A 16,516-nucleotide genomic window follows, 5' to 3' on the forward strand; every position below is an offset into this window, starting at 1 on the left:
TAGGCGGATTAAAGGAAGAGCAGGTGGGCTCCAGTCGCCGTAGGTGAGCTCGATTTCACCACCGCACCCTCGGCCCTGGACACGGTGGGCCGTGCGCTCGCAGCCCATCCCCAGATCGCGTTCGCCGCCGCGACATCCGGACCAAGCACGAGCCCTGGCTGCCGTTTCCCAGCGACTGTCGGGCGAGAGGTTCAGGACGGATAGGTCATGACTGAGCCCCCTCACCGCGCTCTCAGGCGGGAGGGGGCTCAGGCCGTGCTCGGTCAGCGGGACGCGGGCGGGATGCTCTGGTCGTACTGGAAGACGTTGCGGGGGTCGTAATCTGCCTTGATCCTGCGCAGTCGGCCGAAGTTGGATCCCCAGTAAGCGGTCTCCCAGTCCTGCATGCCGATGTTCGGCACGTTGACGTAGGCGCCGTCCACGTAGGGGCGCAGTGCCTGGCTGAATTCGGCGATCCAAGCCTGCGCCTGCGGGGTGAGCGGGTCGCAGATGCCCGGCTGGTCGCTGCGCTCGCCCCAACCGACGCCGGGCTCGGCGTAGAAGAGCGCGTCGCGGTGCGGGAAGGCCGTGCCGCCGCGGGGGCTCTTCCTGACCGCGCCCCCGAACGCCTGAACGAAGTAGTTGCTGTCGTCCGTGGGGGCGTCCTTCACGAACGAGGAGATCACGTCGATCGCCTTGGTCGGGAACGGCTTCTTGGCGAACTGCGAGTAGAACTTCCAGTTCGCGGGTTCGACCTCGATCGGGGTCTGGAATCCCGCATACACGTCGCCCCAGTTTCCTACCTGCGTCGAAACCTTGGGGCTGTCGATCGACAGGATCGGGGCCAGCAGCTTTTTCGCCTCCGCGGGTGTTCCTTCCGCGAGGACCGCGAACAGCAGGATCTGGTTCCGGTGAAGTTCGAGTTGGGTGCCGAGGCGGTTGTCGGTGTACGGCGCAGTGCGCTGATAAGCCTCGAAGATCCTACGCAGGTAGCGCAGGTCCACGCGTCCATCCCATGTGGCCTGCACATACGTGACGCTCTTCAGCGGGGCCACTTTGTAGGTGAGTGAGGTGACGATTCCGAAGTTGCCGTTGCCCGCTCCGCGCAGCGCCCAGAGCAGATCCGAGTTGTGGTTCAGATCGGCCTTGATCACCTTGGCGCACTCGTCGCCTTCCGCGACGACGACCTCGGCGCCGATCAGGCTGTCGCAGGCCATGCCGAGCCAGCGGGTGAGGAAGCCGAGGCCGCCCCCGAGCGTCGCGCCGGCCAGGCCCACGCTGCCTTCGGTACCGGTCGTCACCGCGAAGTTCTGCTTCGCGAGCGTGGTCACCGCTTCCAACTGGTTGAGTCCGGAGCCGACCGTCGCGACACGAGCGGCTCTGTCGATGTGGACCGACTTCAGCTCGCTGATGTCGATCACGAGGCCGCTGTCGACGTTCGACCAGCCCTCAAGGCTGTGGCGGCCGCTCCGGATCCGCAGCGCGACGTCGTTCTGCCGCGCCCACGTCAGGGCGTTGACCACGTCCTGGGTGTTCTGAGCGAAGACGATCACCAGCGGATAGTGAGAGAAGAGCTGGTCCCAGCCGAGGCGCGCGTCCGTGTACCCGGGATCGTCGGGGCGGACGATGCGGCCGGTCAGCTTCGCCGGCCGGCACTTCGCCCCGTGCGCCCCGCTCACGGAGGACTCGGTCACGGCACTCGCACCGGGGGCTTCGGCTGCCGCGACGGCCGGCATGACGACCGCGCCGGCACCTGCGGCCACCGTCGTCTTGAGCAGCCCGCGACGGGAAAAGTCGTTCATGGTCCGTGTCCTCTCGCCCACCAGGGGGTGCAAATCGGTCCTTTATGGACCATTTATGCGAAGCGGACGTTAGCAAGGGCGATCATGGTAAACGGTCTCGACACGCTCGCAACCTCAGACGATCTCGACGGCCGAGTGCAGAGGCACCACAGAGCCACATCACGGCATCATGGGGGCCGTGATCGAACTCCTGAAGCGGTGTTCTCGGGGTCTCTTCCCCCAGGTGTGCCCCAGGGGTGTCCAGCAATGGAGAAGCCGCAGGTGAGCGGTGTTGAGGGGAACCCGCTGTCAATCTGCCGGCTCAGCCTTCCCAGGTTCGGATCCTGGCGCCGCCACTTTGGGAAGGACCCCCTCTGATCAGCCTATACGGCAGGCCGGAGGGGGTTTTCGCGTGTGGGCGCGGGGCCGGTGTCGGTGGTGCCGTGCACACTGGGGCCATGTCCTCGCGTCGCAGACTCTGCCCCGTGTGCCGTCGGGAGATCGCCGTGGTCGCCGGGCGGTTCGCGCGGCACGATCCGCCCGGGACCCGGGCGAGCGGCGGGCTGACCTCCTGCGCCGGATCGCGCCGGATGGCGCAACTCGGCGCCGCGCAGCCGGCGTTGGACGGCTATGCCGTTCCGGGGTGTCCCGGGCAGATGCCCTTGTTCTGAGCGGTCGCCGGTGCCGGAAGGCCCTCGGACGTGCTCAGTTGCCCGCCACCGACTTCACCGCCACCGACACCGGTGCCGAGCCGCTGACGAGTTCGAGGGTCAGGCCGGCCGTGGCCGGGGTCTCCACCAGTTCGGCCAGTACGGCGGCCACGTCGTCGCGCGGGATCATGCCGCGGCCGGTGTGGGCCTCCAGGCGCACCTGGCCGGTGCCGGCGTCGTTGGTCAGCGAGCCGGGGCGCAGGATCGTCCAGTCCAGGGCCTCCTGACGGCGGACGTGGTCGTCCGCCTCGCCCTTGGCGCGCAGATAGACGTCGAAGACCTCGTCGCCCTTGTGCGCCACGTCCGCGCCCATCGAGGACACGACCAGATGGCGGCGCACGCCCGCGCGTACCGCCGCGTCCGCGAACAGCACCGCCGCGCCCTTGTCCACCGTGTCCTTGCGCGCCGCTCCGCTGCCCGGGCCCGCGCCCGCCGCGAACACCGCCGCGTCGGCGCCCCGCAGCAGCTGCGCGACCTCCTCGACGGACGCCGACTCCAGGTCGAGCACGACCGGTTCGGCGCCGGCCGCCCGCAGGTCCTCGCTCTGCTCGGCACGGCGGACGATGCCCGCCACCTCGTCCCCGCGCGCGGCGAGCAGCCGCTCCAGTCGCAGCGCGATCTGACCATGACCACCAGCGATGACAATGCGCATGCTTCCGACCGTACGCCCGGACGGCCGTATCCGCCGCACGACTTCGGCCATGCCCCGGGGCGCGCTCCGCCGTGTCCCGCACGCCCCCGGAAGCGCTGCCGCCGCCCTGCCGCTCGGACCGTCAGGACAACTCCCCCCGCCCCTGCCGAGGCAGCCCCAGCTCCACCGTGGCGGCGGAGTCGCAGAACTCCCGCACCGCGCTGGTGCGTGCCACCACGCGCCCCCGGTGCACCACGATCCGGCTGTACGCGAGCGACAGCGCCCCCGCGAGCCGGTCGCCGCGCACCGCGAGCAGCTCGGCGGGGAAACCCGCCTCCACCCGCACCTCGGGCAGACCGAGCACCGTGCGGGCGGACGCGCTCACCGCGTCGTAGGCCTCCTCGGGGCACAGCCCGTGCCGCGAGGCCAGCAGGTACGCGGCCTCCAGCGGGTCGCCGCGCCCCACCGGGTTCGACACGTCCCGCAGGGCGCCGCTGCCCGCGGCCACCCGGACCCCGGCCGCCCGCAGCAACCGCACCGGCGCCGTCCCGTGTCCCTCGGCGCCGCCGCAGCAGCCCTGCGGCAGGCACACCACCCTCACCCCGGCCGCGGCCAGCTGGTCCGCGGCCCGCTCGGCCGCCCCGGCGGGCAGCCGGGCAAGGCCGCCGCACGGGCCCAGCGTCACTCCCGGGCGCAGCCCGCCCGCCATCGCCGCGATGCGCGCCAGGCGGGCCGGGTCGGCGCCGTCGGTGTGCAGGTCGACCGGGCAGCCGTGTTCGGAGGCGACCTCGAGGACCGCCTCGACGTAGCCCGTCGGGTCGGGGTCCACGTCGGGGCAGCCGCCCACGACGCAGGCGCCCATCTTGAGCGAGTCCCGCAGTATCGCCAGGCCGTCCGCGCCGGCCGCCCCGGTCAGCACGCGCGGTACCGCCACCGTCGTCAGTTCGGTGAGCCCGCGCAGCGACCGCCGGGCCCGCAGGACCGCCGTCAGGACGCCGAGCCCCTGGACGTCCCCCACGCGTACGTGTGCGCGCACGGTCGTCGCGCCGTGGCCCAGTTGCAGCAGCGCGGCCTCGGTGGTGCGGCGCTGGACGTCCTCCGGCTCGTACGACACCGGTCCGCCGCTGTCGCCGGTCAGGGCCGTGTCGGCGTGGGCGTGGGGCTCGGCCGGGGCCGGCAGGAGCAGGTAGCCGCTGAGGTCGACGCGCGGCGCGCCGCCCCGCGGGTCGCCCGCGCCGAGGCTGCCGGCGGTGCCGACCGCCTCGATGCGCTCACCGGCCAGCCGTACGTCCACGGTCCGCCCGTCGGTCAGCCGGGCCCCGCACAGCAGCAGCCCGTCCGGGTCCGTCCGTCCGGACGGACCCGGCGAGGAGGACGAGGGGGGTGGCGGCTGTCCGGGGGGCATCGCACTCCAGGTACGCAGGGCGACAACGGGTTCGGGACACGTTCGGGGCGCGGACCGTGAGGCCGCGCGGGCCACGCAAGATCACGCAGAGTGAGTCGAGCCTAGGGTGGCCGCCGGGCCGGACGAGGGAGGAGCGCAATAGTCGTACCGGTGTGGCCGCGGGACCGGGGACGGTGCCGGGAAACGGATTTGGGTGAACGGCCGCAGAGCGTGTAATGTCTTCCTCGCTCGCCCCAATAGCTCAGTCGGCAGAGCGTCTCCATGGTAAGGAGAAGGTCAACGGTTCGATTCCGTTTTGGGGCTCTGGTGTGAGAGGTACCCGCCGCAAGGCGGGGCCCGATCGCATCGCAGCGGTGTAGCTCAGTCGGTAGAGCAAGCGGCTCATAATCGCTGTGTCACCGGTTCAAGTCCGGTCACCGCTACTCACAGTAGCCGATTGCGGGGTCGGTCCTTCGATCGGCTACTCTTTCTTGCGTTGAAATAGCCTACCCGTTCGTCAAGGAGCACTCACGTGGCTGCCACCGACGTCCGCCCGAAGATCACGCTGGCCTGCGTGGAGTGCAAGGAGCGGAACTACATCACCAAGAAGAACCGGCGGAACAACCCCGACCGGCTCGAGATGAAGAAGCACTGCCCGCGTTGCAACGCGCACACCGCGCACCGCGAGACGCGCTGATCAAAACTCAGACATGAGGCCGCCCCCGCACCACGGGGGCGGCCTCATGTTGTTTCATGTGCGAAAGCCCAGCGGGAGCCCGGTGAAAGCCGGGCCGCACGCCGGGCTACGTAAAACCCCAGCGACACCAGGAGGTGCCGAGCCATGGCGCTCGACCAGTCCTTCGTGGGGCGGTCCTACCCGCCCACCGACCCCTACGAGGTGGGCCGGGAGAAGATCCGTGAGTTCGCGGAGGCGGTGGGCGACGCCAACCCGGCGTACACGGACCCGGAAGCCGCCAAGGAGCTCGGCCACCCCGATGTGATCGCCCCGCCGACCTTCGTCTTCGCGATCACCTTCAAGGCCGCCGGACAGGTCGTCCAGGACCCGCAGCTCGGCCTGGACTACAGCCGCGTGGTGCACGGCGACCAGAAGTTCGCCTACACCCGGCCCGTGCGCGCCGGCGACCGGCTCACCGTCACCTCCACCATCGAGTCGATCAAGTCCCTGGCCGGCAACGACGTCCTGGACATCCGCGGCGAGGTGCACGACGAGGTGGGCGAGCACGTCGTGACCGCCTGGACCAAGCTCGTGGCCCGCGCGGCCGAGGAGGCGTGAGGAAACCGATGACGGCGAAGATCGCCTACGACGACGTCGAGGTCGGCACCGAGCTGACGGCCCAGACCTTCCCCGTGACCCGGGCCACCCTCGTCCAGTACGCGGGCGCCTCCGGGGACTTCAACCCCATCCACTGGAACGAGAAGTTCGCCAAGGAGGTCGGGCTCCCGGACGTGATCGCGCACGGCATGTTCACCATGGCCGAGGCGATCCGCGTGGTCACCGACTGGACGGGCGACCCCGGCGCCGTCGTCGAGTACGGCGTCCGCTTCACCAAGCCCGTCGTCGTCCCGAACGACGACGAGGGGGCCGTGATCGAGGTCTCCGGCAAGGTCGCGGCCAAGCTCGACGACAACACCGTGCGGGTCGACCTGACCGCCATGAGCAACGGGCAGAAGATCCTCGGGATGTCCCGGGCCGTCGTACGCCTGGCCTGACGGCCACCGCGGTCCCGCACTCGCCGAGGTGCGGGACCGTCCGCGGGGTCTCGTAGTCTTGGGCGCGTGCAGGAACTCCACGACGCGCCCCTCGCCCCGCTGACCACCTTCCGGCTGGGCGGCCCCGCGACCCGGCTGATCACCGCGACCACCGACGCCGAGGTGATCGACGCCGTCCGCGAGGCCGACGCCCACGGCACACCGCTGCTGGTCATCGGCGGCGGCTCCAACCTGGTCATCGGCGACAAGGGCTTCGACGGCACCGCGCTGCGCATCGCCACCCGCGGCTTCGAACTCAGCGGTACGACGCTGGAACTGGCCGCCGGAGAGGTGTGGACGGACGCGGTCGCGCGCACCGTCGAGGCCGGGCTCGCCGGCGTCGAGTGCCTGTCCGGCATCCCCGGCTCCGCGGGCGCCACCCCGATCCAGAACGTGGGCGCGTACGGCCAGGAGGTGTCCTCGACGATCACCGAGGTCGTCGCCTACGACCGCCGGGCGGGCCGCACGGTGACCCTGGCCAACGAGGACTGCGCGTTCTCCTACCGGCACAGCCGCTTCAAGGCCGACCCCGAGCGGTACGTCGTCCTGCGCGTCCGCTTCGGGCTGGAGGACGCGGACGGGCTGTCGGCGCCGGTCAAGTACGCCGAGACCGCCCGCGTCCTCGGCGTGGAGGCGGGCGACCGGGTACCGCTCGCCACCGCCCGCGAGACCGTGCTGAAGCTGCGGGCCGGGAAGGGCATGGTGCTGGACCCCGAGGACCACGACACCTGGTCCGCCGGCTCCTTCTTCACCAACCCGATCCTCACGGACGCCGGCTTCGCCGTGTTCCGCACACGTGTGCGGGAGCGGCTCGGCGACGGCGTCGAGCCCCCCGCCTATCCGGCAGGGCAGGGGCACACCAAGACCTCCGCGGCCTGGCTGATCGACAAGGCGGGCTTCACCAAGGGCTACGGCACCGGACCGGCCCGCATCTCCACCAAGCACACCCTCGCCCTCACCAACCGCGGCGCCGCGACCACGGAGGACCTGCTCGCGCTGGCCCGCGAGGTGGTGGCCGGGGTCCGCGAGGCCTTCGGCATCACCCTGGTCAACGAGCCGGTGACGGTCGGCGTGAGCCTGTAGCCGCAGGGCACATGGGGAGGGGAAGACCATGCGGGAACGACGTGCGATATTGGCTGTGGCCGCCGCCGTACTGGCGGGCGTGCTCGCCACGGGATGCGGCAAGGGCGCCGCACCGGCCGGAGGCGGGGAGCCGGAAGCGGTGGCGTCCTACACAAGCGTGGGGGACATCGACGAGACGCTCGCGCCGGACGGCACCACCGTCCGCGTGGGATCCCGCGGCGCGCGGACCGTCGTCCACCTGTACGAGGACCTGCGCTGCCCGGTCTGCGCGGAGTTCGAGACCCAGGGCGGCGGCGAGGGCCTGCGCGAGCTGATCCTGTCCGGCGAGGTGAGGGCCGAGTACACGCTGGCCTCGTTCCTCGACGACGGGCTCGGCGGCGAGGGCTCCAAGAAGGCCGCCAACGCCCTGCGGGCCGCCCTGGACGCGGGCAGGTTCGCCGAGTACCACGAGGTGCTCTTCGCGCACCAGCCCGAGGAGAAGGTCGACGGCTACACCGACGCCTTCCTGCTGGACATGGCCTCCAGGGTCCCGGGCCTGCGCGGCGAGGAGTTCGACGCGGCGGTCAAGGGCATGAAGCACCGCGACTTCGTGGCCGCCTCCGCGGAGGCCTTCGACGCGTCGGGGGTGACCGGCACGCCCACCATGAAGGTGGACGGCAGGACCGTCAGCGGGTCCCTGGCCGGCGGCATCTTCGACAAGGAGACGCTGCCCATGGTGATCGGCGCCATGGCCCGGTCCTGACCGGCGAGCCCTCCGCGCCCGTCGGTCAGTTCGCCAGCCAGTCGTCGACCCCCGACAGCAGCTTCGCGCGCTCGTCCTCGGGGGCCGCCGACGCGCGGATCGACTGGCGGGCCAGTTCCGCCAGTTCGGCGTCCGTGAAGGAGTGGTGGCGGCGGGCGATCTCGTACTGCGCCGCCAGCCGGGAGCCGAAGAGCAGCGGGTCGTCGGCGCCCAGGGCCATCGGGACGCCCGCCTCGTACAGCCGGCGCAGGGGGACGTCCTCGGGCTTGTCGTACACGCCGAGGGCCACGTTCGAAGCCGGGCACACCTCGCAGGTCACGCCCCGGTCGGCCAGGCGGCTCAGCAGCCGCGGGTCCTCGGCCGCGCGCACCCCGTGCCCCACCCGGTGGGCCCGGAGGTCGTCCAGGCAGTCGCGGACCGAGGCGGGGCCGGTCAGCTCGCCGCCGTGCGGGGCCGCGAACAGGCCGCCGTCCCGGGCGATCGCGAAGGCCCGGTCGAAGTCCCGGGCCATGCCCCGGCGTTCGTCGTTCGACAGACCGAAGCCGACCACGCCGCGATCCCGGTAGCGCACCGCGAGGCGGGCCAGGGTACGCGCGTCCAGGGGGTGCTTCATACGGTTCGCGGCGACCAGGACCCGCATCCCGAGGCCCGTCTCGCGCGACGCCGTCTCCACCGCGTCCAGGATGATCTCCAGCGCCGGGATCAGCCCGCCCAGGCGCGGTGCGTACGAGGTCGGGTCGACCTGGATCTCCAGCCATCCCGAGCCGTCCCTGACGTCCTCCTCGGCGGCCTCCCGCACCAGCCGCCGGATGTCCTCCGGCTCTCGCAGGCAGGAGCGCGCCGCGTCGTACAGCCGCTGGAAGCGGAACCAGCCGCGCTCGTCCGTCGCCCGCAGCCGCGGCGGCTCCCCGCTGACCAGGGCCGCCGTCAGCGCGTCGGGCAGTCGTACGCCGTGCTTGTCGGCCAGCTCCAGCAGGGTGGTGGGCCGCATCGACCCGGTGAAGTGCAGGTGCAGATGGGCTTTCGGCAGCTCAGAGAGATCACGTACACGCTCCATTCCTGGATGGTGCCGCACGTTCCCCGTGCCCCGGTAGTCGTTTCCCCATTCGTGGTCTTGCTCGCACAAATGAAGGGGCGCTCGCGGACTACTCACGTGAGCAGTCCGCGAGCGCCCGCAAGCGGAAGCGGAACTCAGTCCCGCGCCTCCGCCAGCAGCTTCTGGATCCGGCTCACGCCCTCCACCAGGTCCTCGTCACCGAGGGCGTAGGACAGGCGCAGGTAGCCCGGCGTGCCGAAGGCCTCGCCCGGGACGACCGCGACCTCGGCCTCCTCCAGGATCAGCGCGGCCAGCTCCACCGAGTTCTGCGGGCGCTTGCCGCGGATCTCCTTGCCGATCAGCGCCTTCACCGACGGGTAGGCGTAGAACGCGCCCTCCGGCTCCGGGCAGAGCACGCCGTCGATCTCGTTGAGCATCCGCACGATGGTCTTCCGCCGCCGGTCGAAGGCCTCGCGCATCTTCGCGACCGCCTCCAGGTCGCCGGAGACGGCGGCGAGGGCCGCGGCCTGGGAGACGTTCGACACGTTCGAGGTGGCGTGCGACTGGAGGTTGGTCGCGGCCTTGACCACGTCCTTCGGGCCGATGACCCAGCCCACGCGCCAGCCGGTCATGGCGTACGTCTTCGCCACGCCGTTGACGACGACGCACTTGTCGCGCAGCTCGGGCAGGAGCGCCGGCAGGGACACCGAGACGGCGTCGCCGTAGACCAGGTGCTCGTAGATCTCGTCGGTCAGCACCCACAGGCCGTGCTCGAGGGCCCAGCGGCCGATCGCCTCGGTCTCGGCCTCGGAGTAGACCGCGCCGGTCGGGTTGGACGGGGAGACGAAGAGGACGACCTTGGTCTTCTCCGTGCGGGCGGCCTCCAGCTGCTCGACCGACACGCGGTAGCCGGTGGTCTCGTCCGCGACGACCTCGACCGGGACACCGCCGGCCAGGCGGATCGACTCCGGGTACGTCGTCCAGTACGGCGCCGGCACGATGACCTCGTCGCCCGGGTCGAGGATCGCGGCGAACGCCTCGTAGATGGCCTGCTTGCCGCCGTTGGTGACCAGGATCTGCGAGACGTCCGGCTCCCAGCCGGAGTCGCGCAGCGTCTTCGCGGCGATCGCGGCCTTCAGCTCGGGCAGGCCGCCGGCCGGCGTGTAGCGGTGGTACTTGGGGTTCCGGCAGGCCTCGACGGCGGCCTCGACGATGTAGTCCGGGGTCGGGAAGTCCGGCTCGCCGGCGCCGAAGCCGATCACGGGACGCCCGGCGGCCTTGAGGGCCTTGGCCTTGGCGTCCACGGCGAGGGTGGCGGACTCGGAGATCGCGCCGATGCGGGCGGAGACCCGGCGCTCGGTGGGAGGGGTTGCAGCGCTCATACCGTCCATCGTTTCAGACCGGAAACGCCCGGGGCACGCGGGTTTCACAGGATGAACAAGGCCGGTCGAACCTCCGGACATCCGTCCGGATCCCGCCTTCTGCCAGGCGATCTTCCAACGACCGGAGCCGGTTGGGCACTTTCTGTTCGACGACCGGCGCCGGAACACGTACACTCTCACCTCGTTGGCCTTCAGCAGCCGCTGTCGCACCGGGTGCACACCGAGCATCCGGTCGTATGCGGTACGTTGGGGGGCACACAAAGGGTCGTAGCTCAATTGGTAGAGCACTGGTCTCCAAAACCAGCGGTTGGGGGTTCGAGTCCCTCCGGCCCTGCTACACACACCATCGCCAGGATGTGTGCGCATGTACGTACAGCAATTGCACCGCCGTGCGGCTCGACCGGGCGCGGCACGGCCACGACCCGGAATCAGGTGAGGACGAATGACGGACGCCGTGGGCTCCCTCGACACGCCTGATGCCCAGGACGAGGTGACGGAATCCAAGAAGGCCCGCAAGGGTGGCAAGCGTGGCAAGAAGGGCCCGCTCAAGCGCCTTGCTGTCTTCTACCGTCAGATCATCGCGGAACTCCGCAAGGTCGTCTGGCCGACCCGCAATCAGCTGACGACGTACACCACCGTGGTGATTGTCTTCGTCGTCATCATGATCGGCCTGGTGACCGTGATTGACTATGGGCTCAGCCACGCGGCCAAGTACGTCTTCGGCTGAGTCAAGAGCGAAGGGCGCCGCGGTTACCGGCGCCCCTTTTCGCATGTTCCACCCCTATGTATCCAGGAAGAAGCAGCCACCGTGTCTGACCCGAACCTGAACGACGCCATCGAGCCGACCGAGTCCGTGGATGACGAGCTCGACATCGTCGAGGGTGCGGACGAGGTCGACGAGGCCGAGGCTGCCGAGGCCGCCGCGGGCGAGCCGGCCGAGGAGGCCGCCGTCCACGTCGTGGACGAGGCGCCGGGGGGTGAGGCCGAGGAAGAGGAGCCGGAGGCCGAGGTCGACCCGGTCACCAAGCTCCGCGAGGAACTGCGCACGCTGCCCGGCGAGTGGTACGTCATCCACACCTACGCCGGCTACGAGAAGCGCGTGAAGGCGAACCTGGAGCAGCGTGCCGTCTCGCTGAACGTCGAGGACTTCATCTACCAGGCCGAGGTGCCCGAGGAAGAGATCGTCCAGATCAAGAACGGCGAGCGCAAGACCGTCCGGCAGAACAAGCTGCCCGGCTACGTCCTCGTCCGCATGGACCTGACGAACGAGTCCTGGGGCGTCGTCCGCAACACCCCGGGCGTCACCGGGTTCGTGGGCAACGCCTACGACCCGTACCCGCTGTCCCTGGACGAGATCGTCAAGATGCTCGCCCCCGAGGCGGAGGAGAAGGCCGCCCGCGAGGCCGCCGAGGCCGAGGGCAAGCCGGCCCCGCAGCGCAAGGTCGAGGTCCAGGTGCTGGACTTCGAGGTCGGCGACTCGGTCACCGTCACCGACGGCCCGTTCGCCACGCTCCAGGCCACGATCAACGAGATCAACCCGGACTCCAAGAAGGTCAAGGGCCTCGTCGAGATCTTCGGCCGCGAGACCCCGGTCGAGCTGAGCTTCGACCAGATCCAGAAGAACTAGTTCACCGCGGTTCTTTCTGGACGTACCGCTTCCGCGCAGGTCAGGCGATCGCTCGAACGATCGCCTGACCTGCCCGGTTTTCAGCCGCGCAGCCATACCCGTTATCGTTGTGCGGTATGCCTGCGTCCGGGTGGTACCCGAGCGCCGGCAGGACCCGAATCGAAAGGACCCGGAGAGCAATGCCTCCCAAGAAGAAGAAGGTCACGGGGCTCATCAAGCTCCAGATCCAGGCCGGCGCCGCCAACCCGGCTCCGCCGGTCGGCCCGGCGCTGGGTCAGCACGGCGTCAACATCATGGAGTTCTGCAAGGCCTACAACGCCGCGACCGAGTCGCAGCGCGGTTGGGTCATCCCGGTGGAGATCACGGTCTACGAGGACCGTTCCTTCACCTTCATCACCAAGACCCCGCCGGCCGCCAAGATGATCCTCAAGGCCGCGGGCGTGGAGAAGGGCTCCGGCGAGCCGCACAAGACCAAGGTCGCCAAGATCACCGAGGCGCAGGTCCGCGAGATCGCCCAGACCAAGCTGCCCGACCTCAACGCCAACGACCTGGACGCCGCCGCGAAGATCATCGCCGGCACCGCGCGTTCCATGGGCGTCACGGTCGAGGGCTGAACCCCACCTTCGTAGCACCATGCGGCTGATGGCCGCACGTGGCAGGGCCCGCTCGGCCCGTACCACGACTCCTTTCAGAACACACAGGAGCAGTTGTGAGCAAGCGCAGCAAGGCTCTCCGCGCTGCGGACGCCAAGATCGACCGGGAGAAGCAGTACGCCCCGCTCGAGGCCGTCCGTCTCGCCAAGGAGACCTCCACGACCAAGTTCGACGGCACCGTCGAGGTCGCCTTCCGTCTGGGTGTCGACCCGCGCAAGGCCGACCAGATGGTCCGTGGCACCGTGAACCTTCCGCACGGCACCGGTAAGACCGCCCGGGTCCTGGTCTTCGCGACCGGTGACCGTGCCGAGGCCGCACGTGCCGCCGGCGCCGACATCGTCGGCGCGGACGAGCTGATCGACGAGGTGTCGAAGGGCCGTCTGGACTTCGACTCCGTCGTCGCCACCCCGGACCTCATGGGCAAGGTCGGCCGCCTCGGCCGCGTCCTCGGCCCGCGTGGTCTGATGCCGAACCCGAAGACCGGCACCGTCACCCCCGACGTGGCCAAGGCCGTCACCGAGATCAAGGGCGGCAAGATCGAGTTCCGCGTCGACAAGCACTCGAACCTGCACTTCATCATCGGCAAGACGTCGTTCGACGACAGCAAGCTGGTGGAGAACTACGGCGCGGCGCTGGAGGAGATCCTCCGTCTGAAGCCGTCCGCCGCCAAGGGTCGCTACATCAAGAAGGCCGCCATCACCACCACGATGGGCCCCGGCATCCCGGTCGACCCGAACCGCACCCGCAACCTCCTCGTCGAGGAGGACCCGGCCGCGGTCTGAGCCGGTCCGGGCCGGTCTGGACCGGTCTGTGCCGGTCTGGGCTCCACGGCTCGCACAGCTGAGGGACGAGTCCCGCAACCTTTTCGGGTGCGGGGCTCGTCCCTTTTCCGTGGGGCTCCTGTACGACGTCTTCCGTACGTCCGTGCGCGACGTCTGTGCGACTCCCATACGCCTGTCACAGGGCTGCGTTAGCGTGAAGATCACAGCAACCGCATAGGGGTGGGACGAATGAAGAGCACGACCGCGCGCCGTATCACGCTCTCCGTCGTGGCGGTGACCTCGCTGACCGCAGTGGCCGCCTGCGGCTCCTCCGGCTCCTCCGGTGGCTCGGGCAAGGGCGACGGCGCGGCCGGCCGGGGGCTCGCGCACGTGAGCCCCGTCGCGGCCCTGCGCTCCGCCGACACCTCCACCGCCGAGGCCGACTCCGCCAGAGTGTCGATGACGACCAGCATCGGCACGCTGATGTCGATGAAGGGCGACGGCACCCTCGACTGGGGTGACGGCCTGACCGGCACGCTCAAGCTCACCTACACCGGCGGCACGGTCGCCGAGACGATGCGCCGGATCGGGGCCACGACGATGGAGGCGCGGTACCTGCCCGACGCCTACTACGCCCACATGGGCGACGCCTATGCGCGGCAGACGGGCGGCAAGCACTGGATCGCGTACCGCTACGAGGACCTCGGGGCCCTCGCAGGCGGCTCCGGCGAGTACATGCAGGAGCAGCTGAAGAACGCCACGCCGAACCAGTCGGTGAAGCTGCTGCTGGCCTCCGGCGACGTCAGGAAGGTCGGCGAGGCGAGGGTGCGCGGCGAGCACACCACGCACTACGCGGGCACGGTGAACGTCGCCGACTTCGCCGGCAAGACCTCGAACCTGCCCAAGCGCCAGATGGACGAGCTGAAGAAGCAGCTCAGCGAGGCGGGCGTCACCACGGAGTCCATCGACATCTGGGTCAACGACCGGAGCCTGCTGGTCAAGAAGGTCGAGAAGGCGGACATGGCGACCGGCACCATGACCAACACCGCCTACTACAGCGACTACGGCGTGAAGACCTCCGTCCAGGTGCCCCCGGCCGGCGACACCATGGACTTCAAGGACCTGATGAAGTCCCAGGGCGCCACCGCGGGCGGCACCGGCATCGGCTCCTGAGCCGCGCTCCCGAGGCGATTTGCTTTGCGGTAGCCCCCTCCCGTACGCTCCCACAGAAGCCAAAGACCGCTGGTCGTTGCCGCGCGCTCGTACGAGGGTGCGGTGGCCGAAGGATCCGCTGAACTGCGGACGACCCGCGCAGGTGACTGTGGAAGAACTCCCGGAGCACGCGCCGATCCCCGTGTGTGCACCCGGTCGAGTCCGCCCCGAGCGCCTGCGCCGGGGCGTTTCGTTTTCCCCAGTCCTCCTTCGGGTCCGCGCGGTCCGAATCACCCGGAAGGAGGCCGAGGCTCTATGGCGAGGCCCGACAAGGCTGCCGCGGTTGCGGAGCTGACGGACAAGTTCCGCAGCTCCAACGCCGCCGTGCTGACCGAGTACCGCGGTCTCACCGTGGCGCAGCTCAAGACGCTGCGCCGGTCGCTCGGTGAGAACGCCCAGTACGCCGTGGTGAAGAACACGCTGACCAAGATTGCGGCCAACGAGGCCGGGATCACGCTGGACGACCAGCTCTTCGCTGGTCCGACGGCCGTCGCCTTCGTCACCGGTGACCCGGTGGAGTCGGCGAAGGGTCTCCGTGACTTCGCCAAGGACAACCCGAATCTCGTCATCAAGGGCGGTGTCCTTGAGGGTAAGGCGCTGTCCGCCGACGAGATCAAGAAGCTTGCGGACCTCGAGTCCCGCGAGGTTCTGCTCTCCAAGCTGGCCGGTGCCTTCAAGGGGAAGCAGTCCCAGGCTGCCTCCGTCTTCCAGGCGCTGCCGTCGAAGCTCGTCCGCACCGTGGACGCGCTGCGCGCCAAGCAGGACGAGCAGGGCGGTGCCGAGTAACTCGGCTCGCTTTCTGATCCGAGCCGCCTGACGCGGCGAGGGTCGCAGCGGGCCGACGTACGCCCGCCTCACCCAGTACATCCGGCACCTGCCGATTTGAGTGGAAGGACCGCCATCATGGCGAAGCTCAGCCAGGAAGACCTGCTCGCGCAGTTCGAGGAGATGACCCTCATCGAGCTCTCCGAGTTCGTGAAGGCCTTCGAGGAGAAGTTCGACGTCACCGCCGCCGCGGCCGCCCCGGTCATGGTCGCCGGTGCCGCCGGTGGCGCTGCCGCCGAGGTCGTCGAGGAGAAGGACGAGTTCGACGTCATCCTCGCCGGCGCCGGCGACAAGAAGATCCAGGTCATCAAGGTCGTGCGCGAGCTGACCTCCCTGGGCCTGAAGGAGGCCAAGGACCTGGTCGACGGTGCGCCGAAGCCCGTCCTCGAGAAGGTCAACAAGGAGGCCGCGGACAAGGCCAAGGAGGCCCTCGAGGGCGCCGGCGCCTCCGTCGAGGTCAAGTAACCTCCACGGGTCCGCGAAGGACTCCCGCGCGCTGAACACGGTCCCCTAGGGCTGTAACGCGAACGCACCGAGGAGCGATCATCCATCCGGGTGGTCGCTCTTCGGCGTTCGAGGGGGCCGGTGCCGGCTGCCTTGCGCCCGCGGCAGGGAGGGGTATGGTGATCTTCGTCGTGCCTCCAGAGCTCCCGGCGGCGGGCTGCAAGTGACGATGGCAGCATCCGGTTTGGCCATGGGAGGCCTTGACGAACCGCACGGAGCGCGCAATTCTCAGGACGCGTCGCCAACAAGGATCCGAATCCGAGGCATGGATCGGCGACGAAGAGGGCAGTATCAGGGTGCGTTGAGGGCAGGTAGGCCGCAGACGTTGACAACTACGAGGGTCGCAAAAAACCCGCACTGGACATCAGTGTGCCATGTGGCTACACTGACCCTTTGCGCTGCCTGTTAGCTGTCCCCTGCCCGTCACCAGGGGCAT

18 protein-coding genes and 3 tRNA genes are annotated in these 16,516 nt (G+C 69.8%); 16 read left to right on the forward strand and 5 right to left on the reverse strand.

Annotated elements, in window-relative coordinates; all coding sequences use genetic code 11:
- Nucleotides 1-263 precede the first annotated feature (263 nt).
- Nucleotides 264-1,781 carry an FAD-binding oxidoreductase gene (locus ACWEK3_RS06410; RefSeq protein ID WP_450542549.1) on the reverse strand — a complete coding sequence of 506 codons (1,518 nt, stop codon included), beginning with the start codon at nucleotides 1,779-1,781 and terminating at the stop codon, nucleotides 264-266.
- A 437-nt stretch (nucleotides 1,782-2,218) separates the two neighbouring features.
- Here ACWEK3_RS06410 and ACWEK3_RS06415 point away from each other — a divergent pair, with 437 nt between their 5' ends.
- The gene (locus ACWEK3_RS06415) at nucleotides 2,219-2,431 is read left to right on the forward strand and encodes a hypothetical protein (protein WP_450542551.1); all 213 of its coding nucleotides are present in this window, start codon (nucleotides 2,219-2,221) and stop codon (nucleotides 2,429-2,431) included.
- 34 nt (nucleotides 2,432-2,465) lie between these two features.
- On the opposite strand, the gene ACWEK3_RS06420 is transcribed toward ACWEK3_RS06415, so the two are convergent.
- Nucleotides 2,466-3,122, reverse strand: a complete 657-nt coding sequence (locus ACWEK3_RS06420; RefSeq protein WP_453249070.1) for an SDR family oxidoreductase — start codon at nucleotides 3,120-3,122, stop codon at nucleotides 2,466-2,468.
- 121 nt (nucleotides 3,123-3,243) lie between these two features.
- The gene (locus tag ACWEK3_RS06425) at nucleotides 3,244-4,506 is read right to left on the reverse strand and encodes an amidohydrolase family protein (RefSeq protein WP_450542554.1); all 1,263 of its coding nucleotides are present in this window, start codon (nucleotides 4,504-4,506) and stop codon (nucleotides 3,244-3,246) included.
- A gap of 230 nt (nucleotides 4,507-4,736) precedes the next feature.
- Here ACWEK3_RS06425 and ACWEK3_RS06430 point away from each other — a divergent pair.
- The 7 genes from ACWEK3_RS06430 to ACWEK3_RS06460 all read left to right on the forward strand — a co-directional run bounded on the left by ACWEK3_RS06430 (nucleotide 4,737) and on the right by ACWEK3_RS06460 (nucleotide 8,080).
- A tRNA-Thr gene (locus ACWEK3_RS06430) sits at nucleotides 4,737-4,809 on the forward strand.
- Nucleotides 4,810-4,855: 46 nt separating this feature from the next.
- A tRNA-Met gene (locus ACWEK3_RS06435) sits at nucleotides 4,856-4,928 on the forward strand.
- An 89-nt stretch (nucleotides 4,929-5,017) separates the two neighbouring features.
- Nucleotides 5,018-5,182: a 50S ribosomal protein L33 gene (gene rpmG / locus ACWEK3_RS06440; protein WP_003948671.1), complete on the forward strand. Its 165-nt coding sequence runs from the start codon at nucleotides 5,018-5,020 to the stop codon at nucleotides 5,180-5,182.
- A 144-nt stretch (nucleotides 5,183-5,326) separates the two neighbouring features.
- Complete coding sequence (locus ACWEK3_RS06445; protein ID WP_361427345.1) at nucleotides 5,327-5,779, forward strand: MaoC family dehydratase N-terminal domain-containing protein; 453 nt, start codon at nucleotides 5,327-5,329, stop codon at nucleotides 5,777-5,779.
- A gap of 8 nt (nucleotides 5,780-5,787) precedes the next feature.
- The gene (locus ACWEK3_RS06450) at nucleotides 5,788-6,216 is read left to right on the forward strand and encodes a MaoC family dehydratase (RefSeq protein ID WP_453249071.1); all 429 of its coding nucleotides are present in this window, start codon (nucleotides 5,788-5,790) and stop codon (nucleotides 6,214-6,216) included.
- Nucleotides 6,217-6,282: 66 nt separating this feature from the next.
- Nucleotides 6,283-7,338, forward strand: coding sequence for a UDP-N-acetylmuramate dehydrogenase (locus ACWEK3_RS06455; protein ID WP_384432281.1), 1,056 nt, complete (start codon nucleotides 6,283-6,285; stop codon nucleotides 7,336-7,338).
- Nucleotides 7,339-7,366: 28 nt separating this feature from the next.
- Nucleotides 7,367-8,080: a DsbA family protein gene (locus tag ACWEK3_RS06460; protein ID WP_453249072.1), complete on the forward strand. Its 714-nt coding sequence runs from the start codon at nucleotides 7,367-7,369 to the stop codon at nucleotides 8,078-8,080.
- Between the two features lie 25 nt (nucleotides 8,081-8,105).
- Here the strand turns inward: ACWEK3_RS06460 and ACWEK3_RS06465 are convergent, their stop codons facing one another.
- Nucleotides 8,106-9,137 carry an adenosine deaminase gene (locus tag ACWEK3_RS06465; protein WP_450542560.1) on the reverse strand — a complete coding sequence of 344 codons (1,032 nt, stop codon included), beginning with the start codon at nucleotides 9,135-9,137 and terminating at the stop codon, nucleotides 8,106-8,108.
- Between the two features lie 134 nt (nucleotides 9,138-9,271).
- The gene (locus ACWEK3_RS06470; protein ID WP_384432272.1) at nucleotides 9,272-10,498 is read right to left on the reverse strand and encodes a pyridoxal phosphate-dependent aminotransferase; all 1,227 of its coding nucleotides are present in this window, start codon (nucleotides 10,496-10,498) and stop codon (nucleotides 9,272-9,274) included.
- Between the two features lie 261 nt (nucleotides 10,499-10,759).
- On the opposite strand from ACWEK3_RS06470, the gene ACWEK3_RS06475 reads away from it, so the two are divergent.
- The 8 genes from ACWEK3_RS06475 (at nucleotide 10,760) to rplL (ending at nucleotide 16,041) form a co-directional block, all read left to right on the forward strand.
- Nucleotides 10,760-10,832 (forward strand) — tRNA-Trp (locus tag ACWEK3_RS06475).
- A gap of 108 nt (nucleotides 10,833-10,940) precedes the next feature.
- Nucleotides 10,941-11,225, forward strand: a complete 285-nt coding sequence (gene secE, locus ACWEK3_RS06480) for a preprotein translocase subunit SecE (RefSeq protein ID WP_365436724.1) — start codon at nucleotides 10,941-10,943, stop codon at nucleotides 11,223-11,225.
- Nucleotides 11,226-11,306: 81 nt separating this feature from the next.
- Nucleotides 11,307-12,125, forward strand: a complete 819-nt coding sequence (nusG, locus tag ACWEK3_RS06485; RefSeq protein ID WP_225078007.1) for a transcription termination/antitermination protein NusG — start codon at nucleotides 11,307-11,309, stop codon at nucleotides 12,123-12,125.
- A 179-nt stretch (nucleotides 12,126-12,304) separates the two neighbouring features.
- Entirely contained in the window at nucleotides 12,305-12,739 is a 435-nt protein-coding gene (gene rplK / locus ACWEK3_RS06490) for a 50S ribosomal protein L11 (protein WP_019756559.1), read from the forward strand.
- Nucleotides 12,740-12,834: 95 nt separating this feature from the next.
- Complete coding sequence (gene rplA / locus ACWEK3_RS06495) at nucleotides 12,835-13,560, forward strand: 50S ribosomal protein L1 (RefSeq protein WP_361422359.1); 726 nt, start codon at nucleotides 12,835-12,837, stop codon at nucleotides 13,558-13,560.
- Nucleotides 13,561-13,788: 228 nt separating this feature from the next.
- A complete protein-coding gene (locus ACWEK3_RS06500; RefSeq protein WP_453249073.1) occupies nucleotides 13,789-14,712 on the forward strand; it encodes a hypothetical protein in 924 nt (307 codons plus the stop codon).
- 294 nt (nucleotides 14,713-15,006) lie between these two features.
- Nucleotides 15,007-15,537, forward strand: a complete 531-nt coding sequence (gene rplJ, locus ACWEK3_RS06505; protein ID WP_365431727.1) for a 50S ribosomal protein L10 — start codon at nucleotides 15,007-15,009, stop codon at nucleotides 15,535-15,537.
- A 117-nt stretch (nucleotides 15,538-15,654) separates the two neighbouring features.
- Nucleotides 15,655-16,041, forward strand: a complete 387-nt coding sequence (gene rplL / locus ACWEK3_RS06510; protein ID WP_390875157.1) for a 50S ribosomal protein L7/L12 — start codon at nucleotides 15,655-15,657, stop codon at nucleotides 16,039-16,041.
- The last annotated feature ends 475 nt before the right edge of the window (nucleotides 16,042-16,516 follow it).

The sequence above is a fragment of the Streptomyces sp. NPDC004721 genome (genome assembly GCF_053601495.1).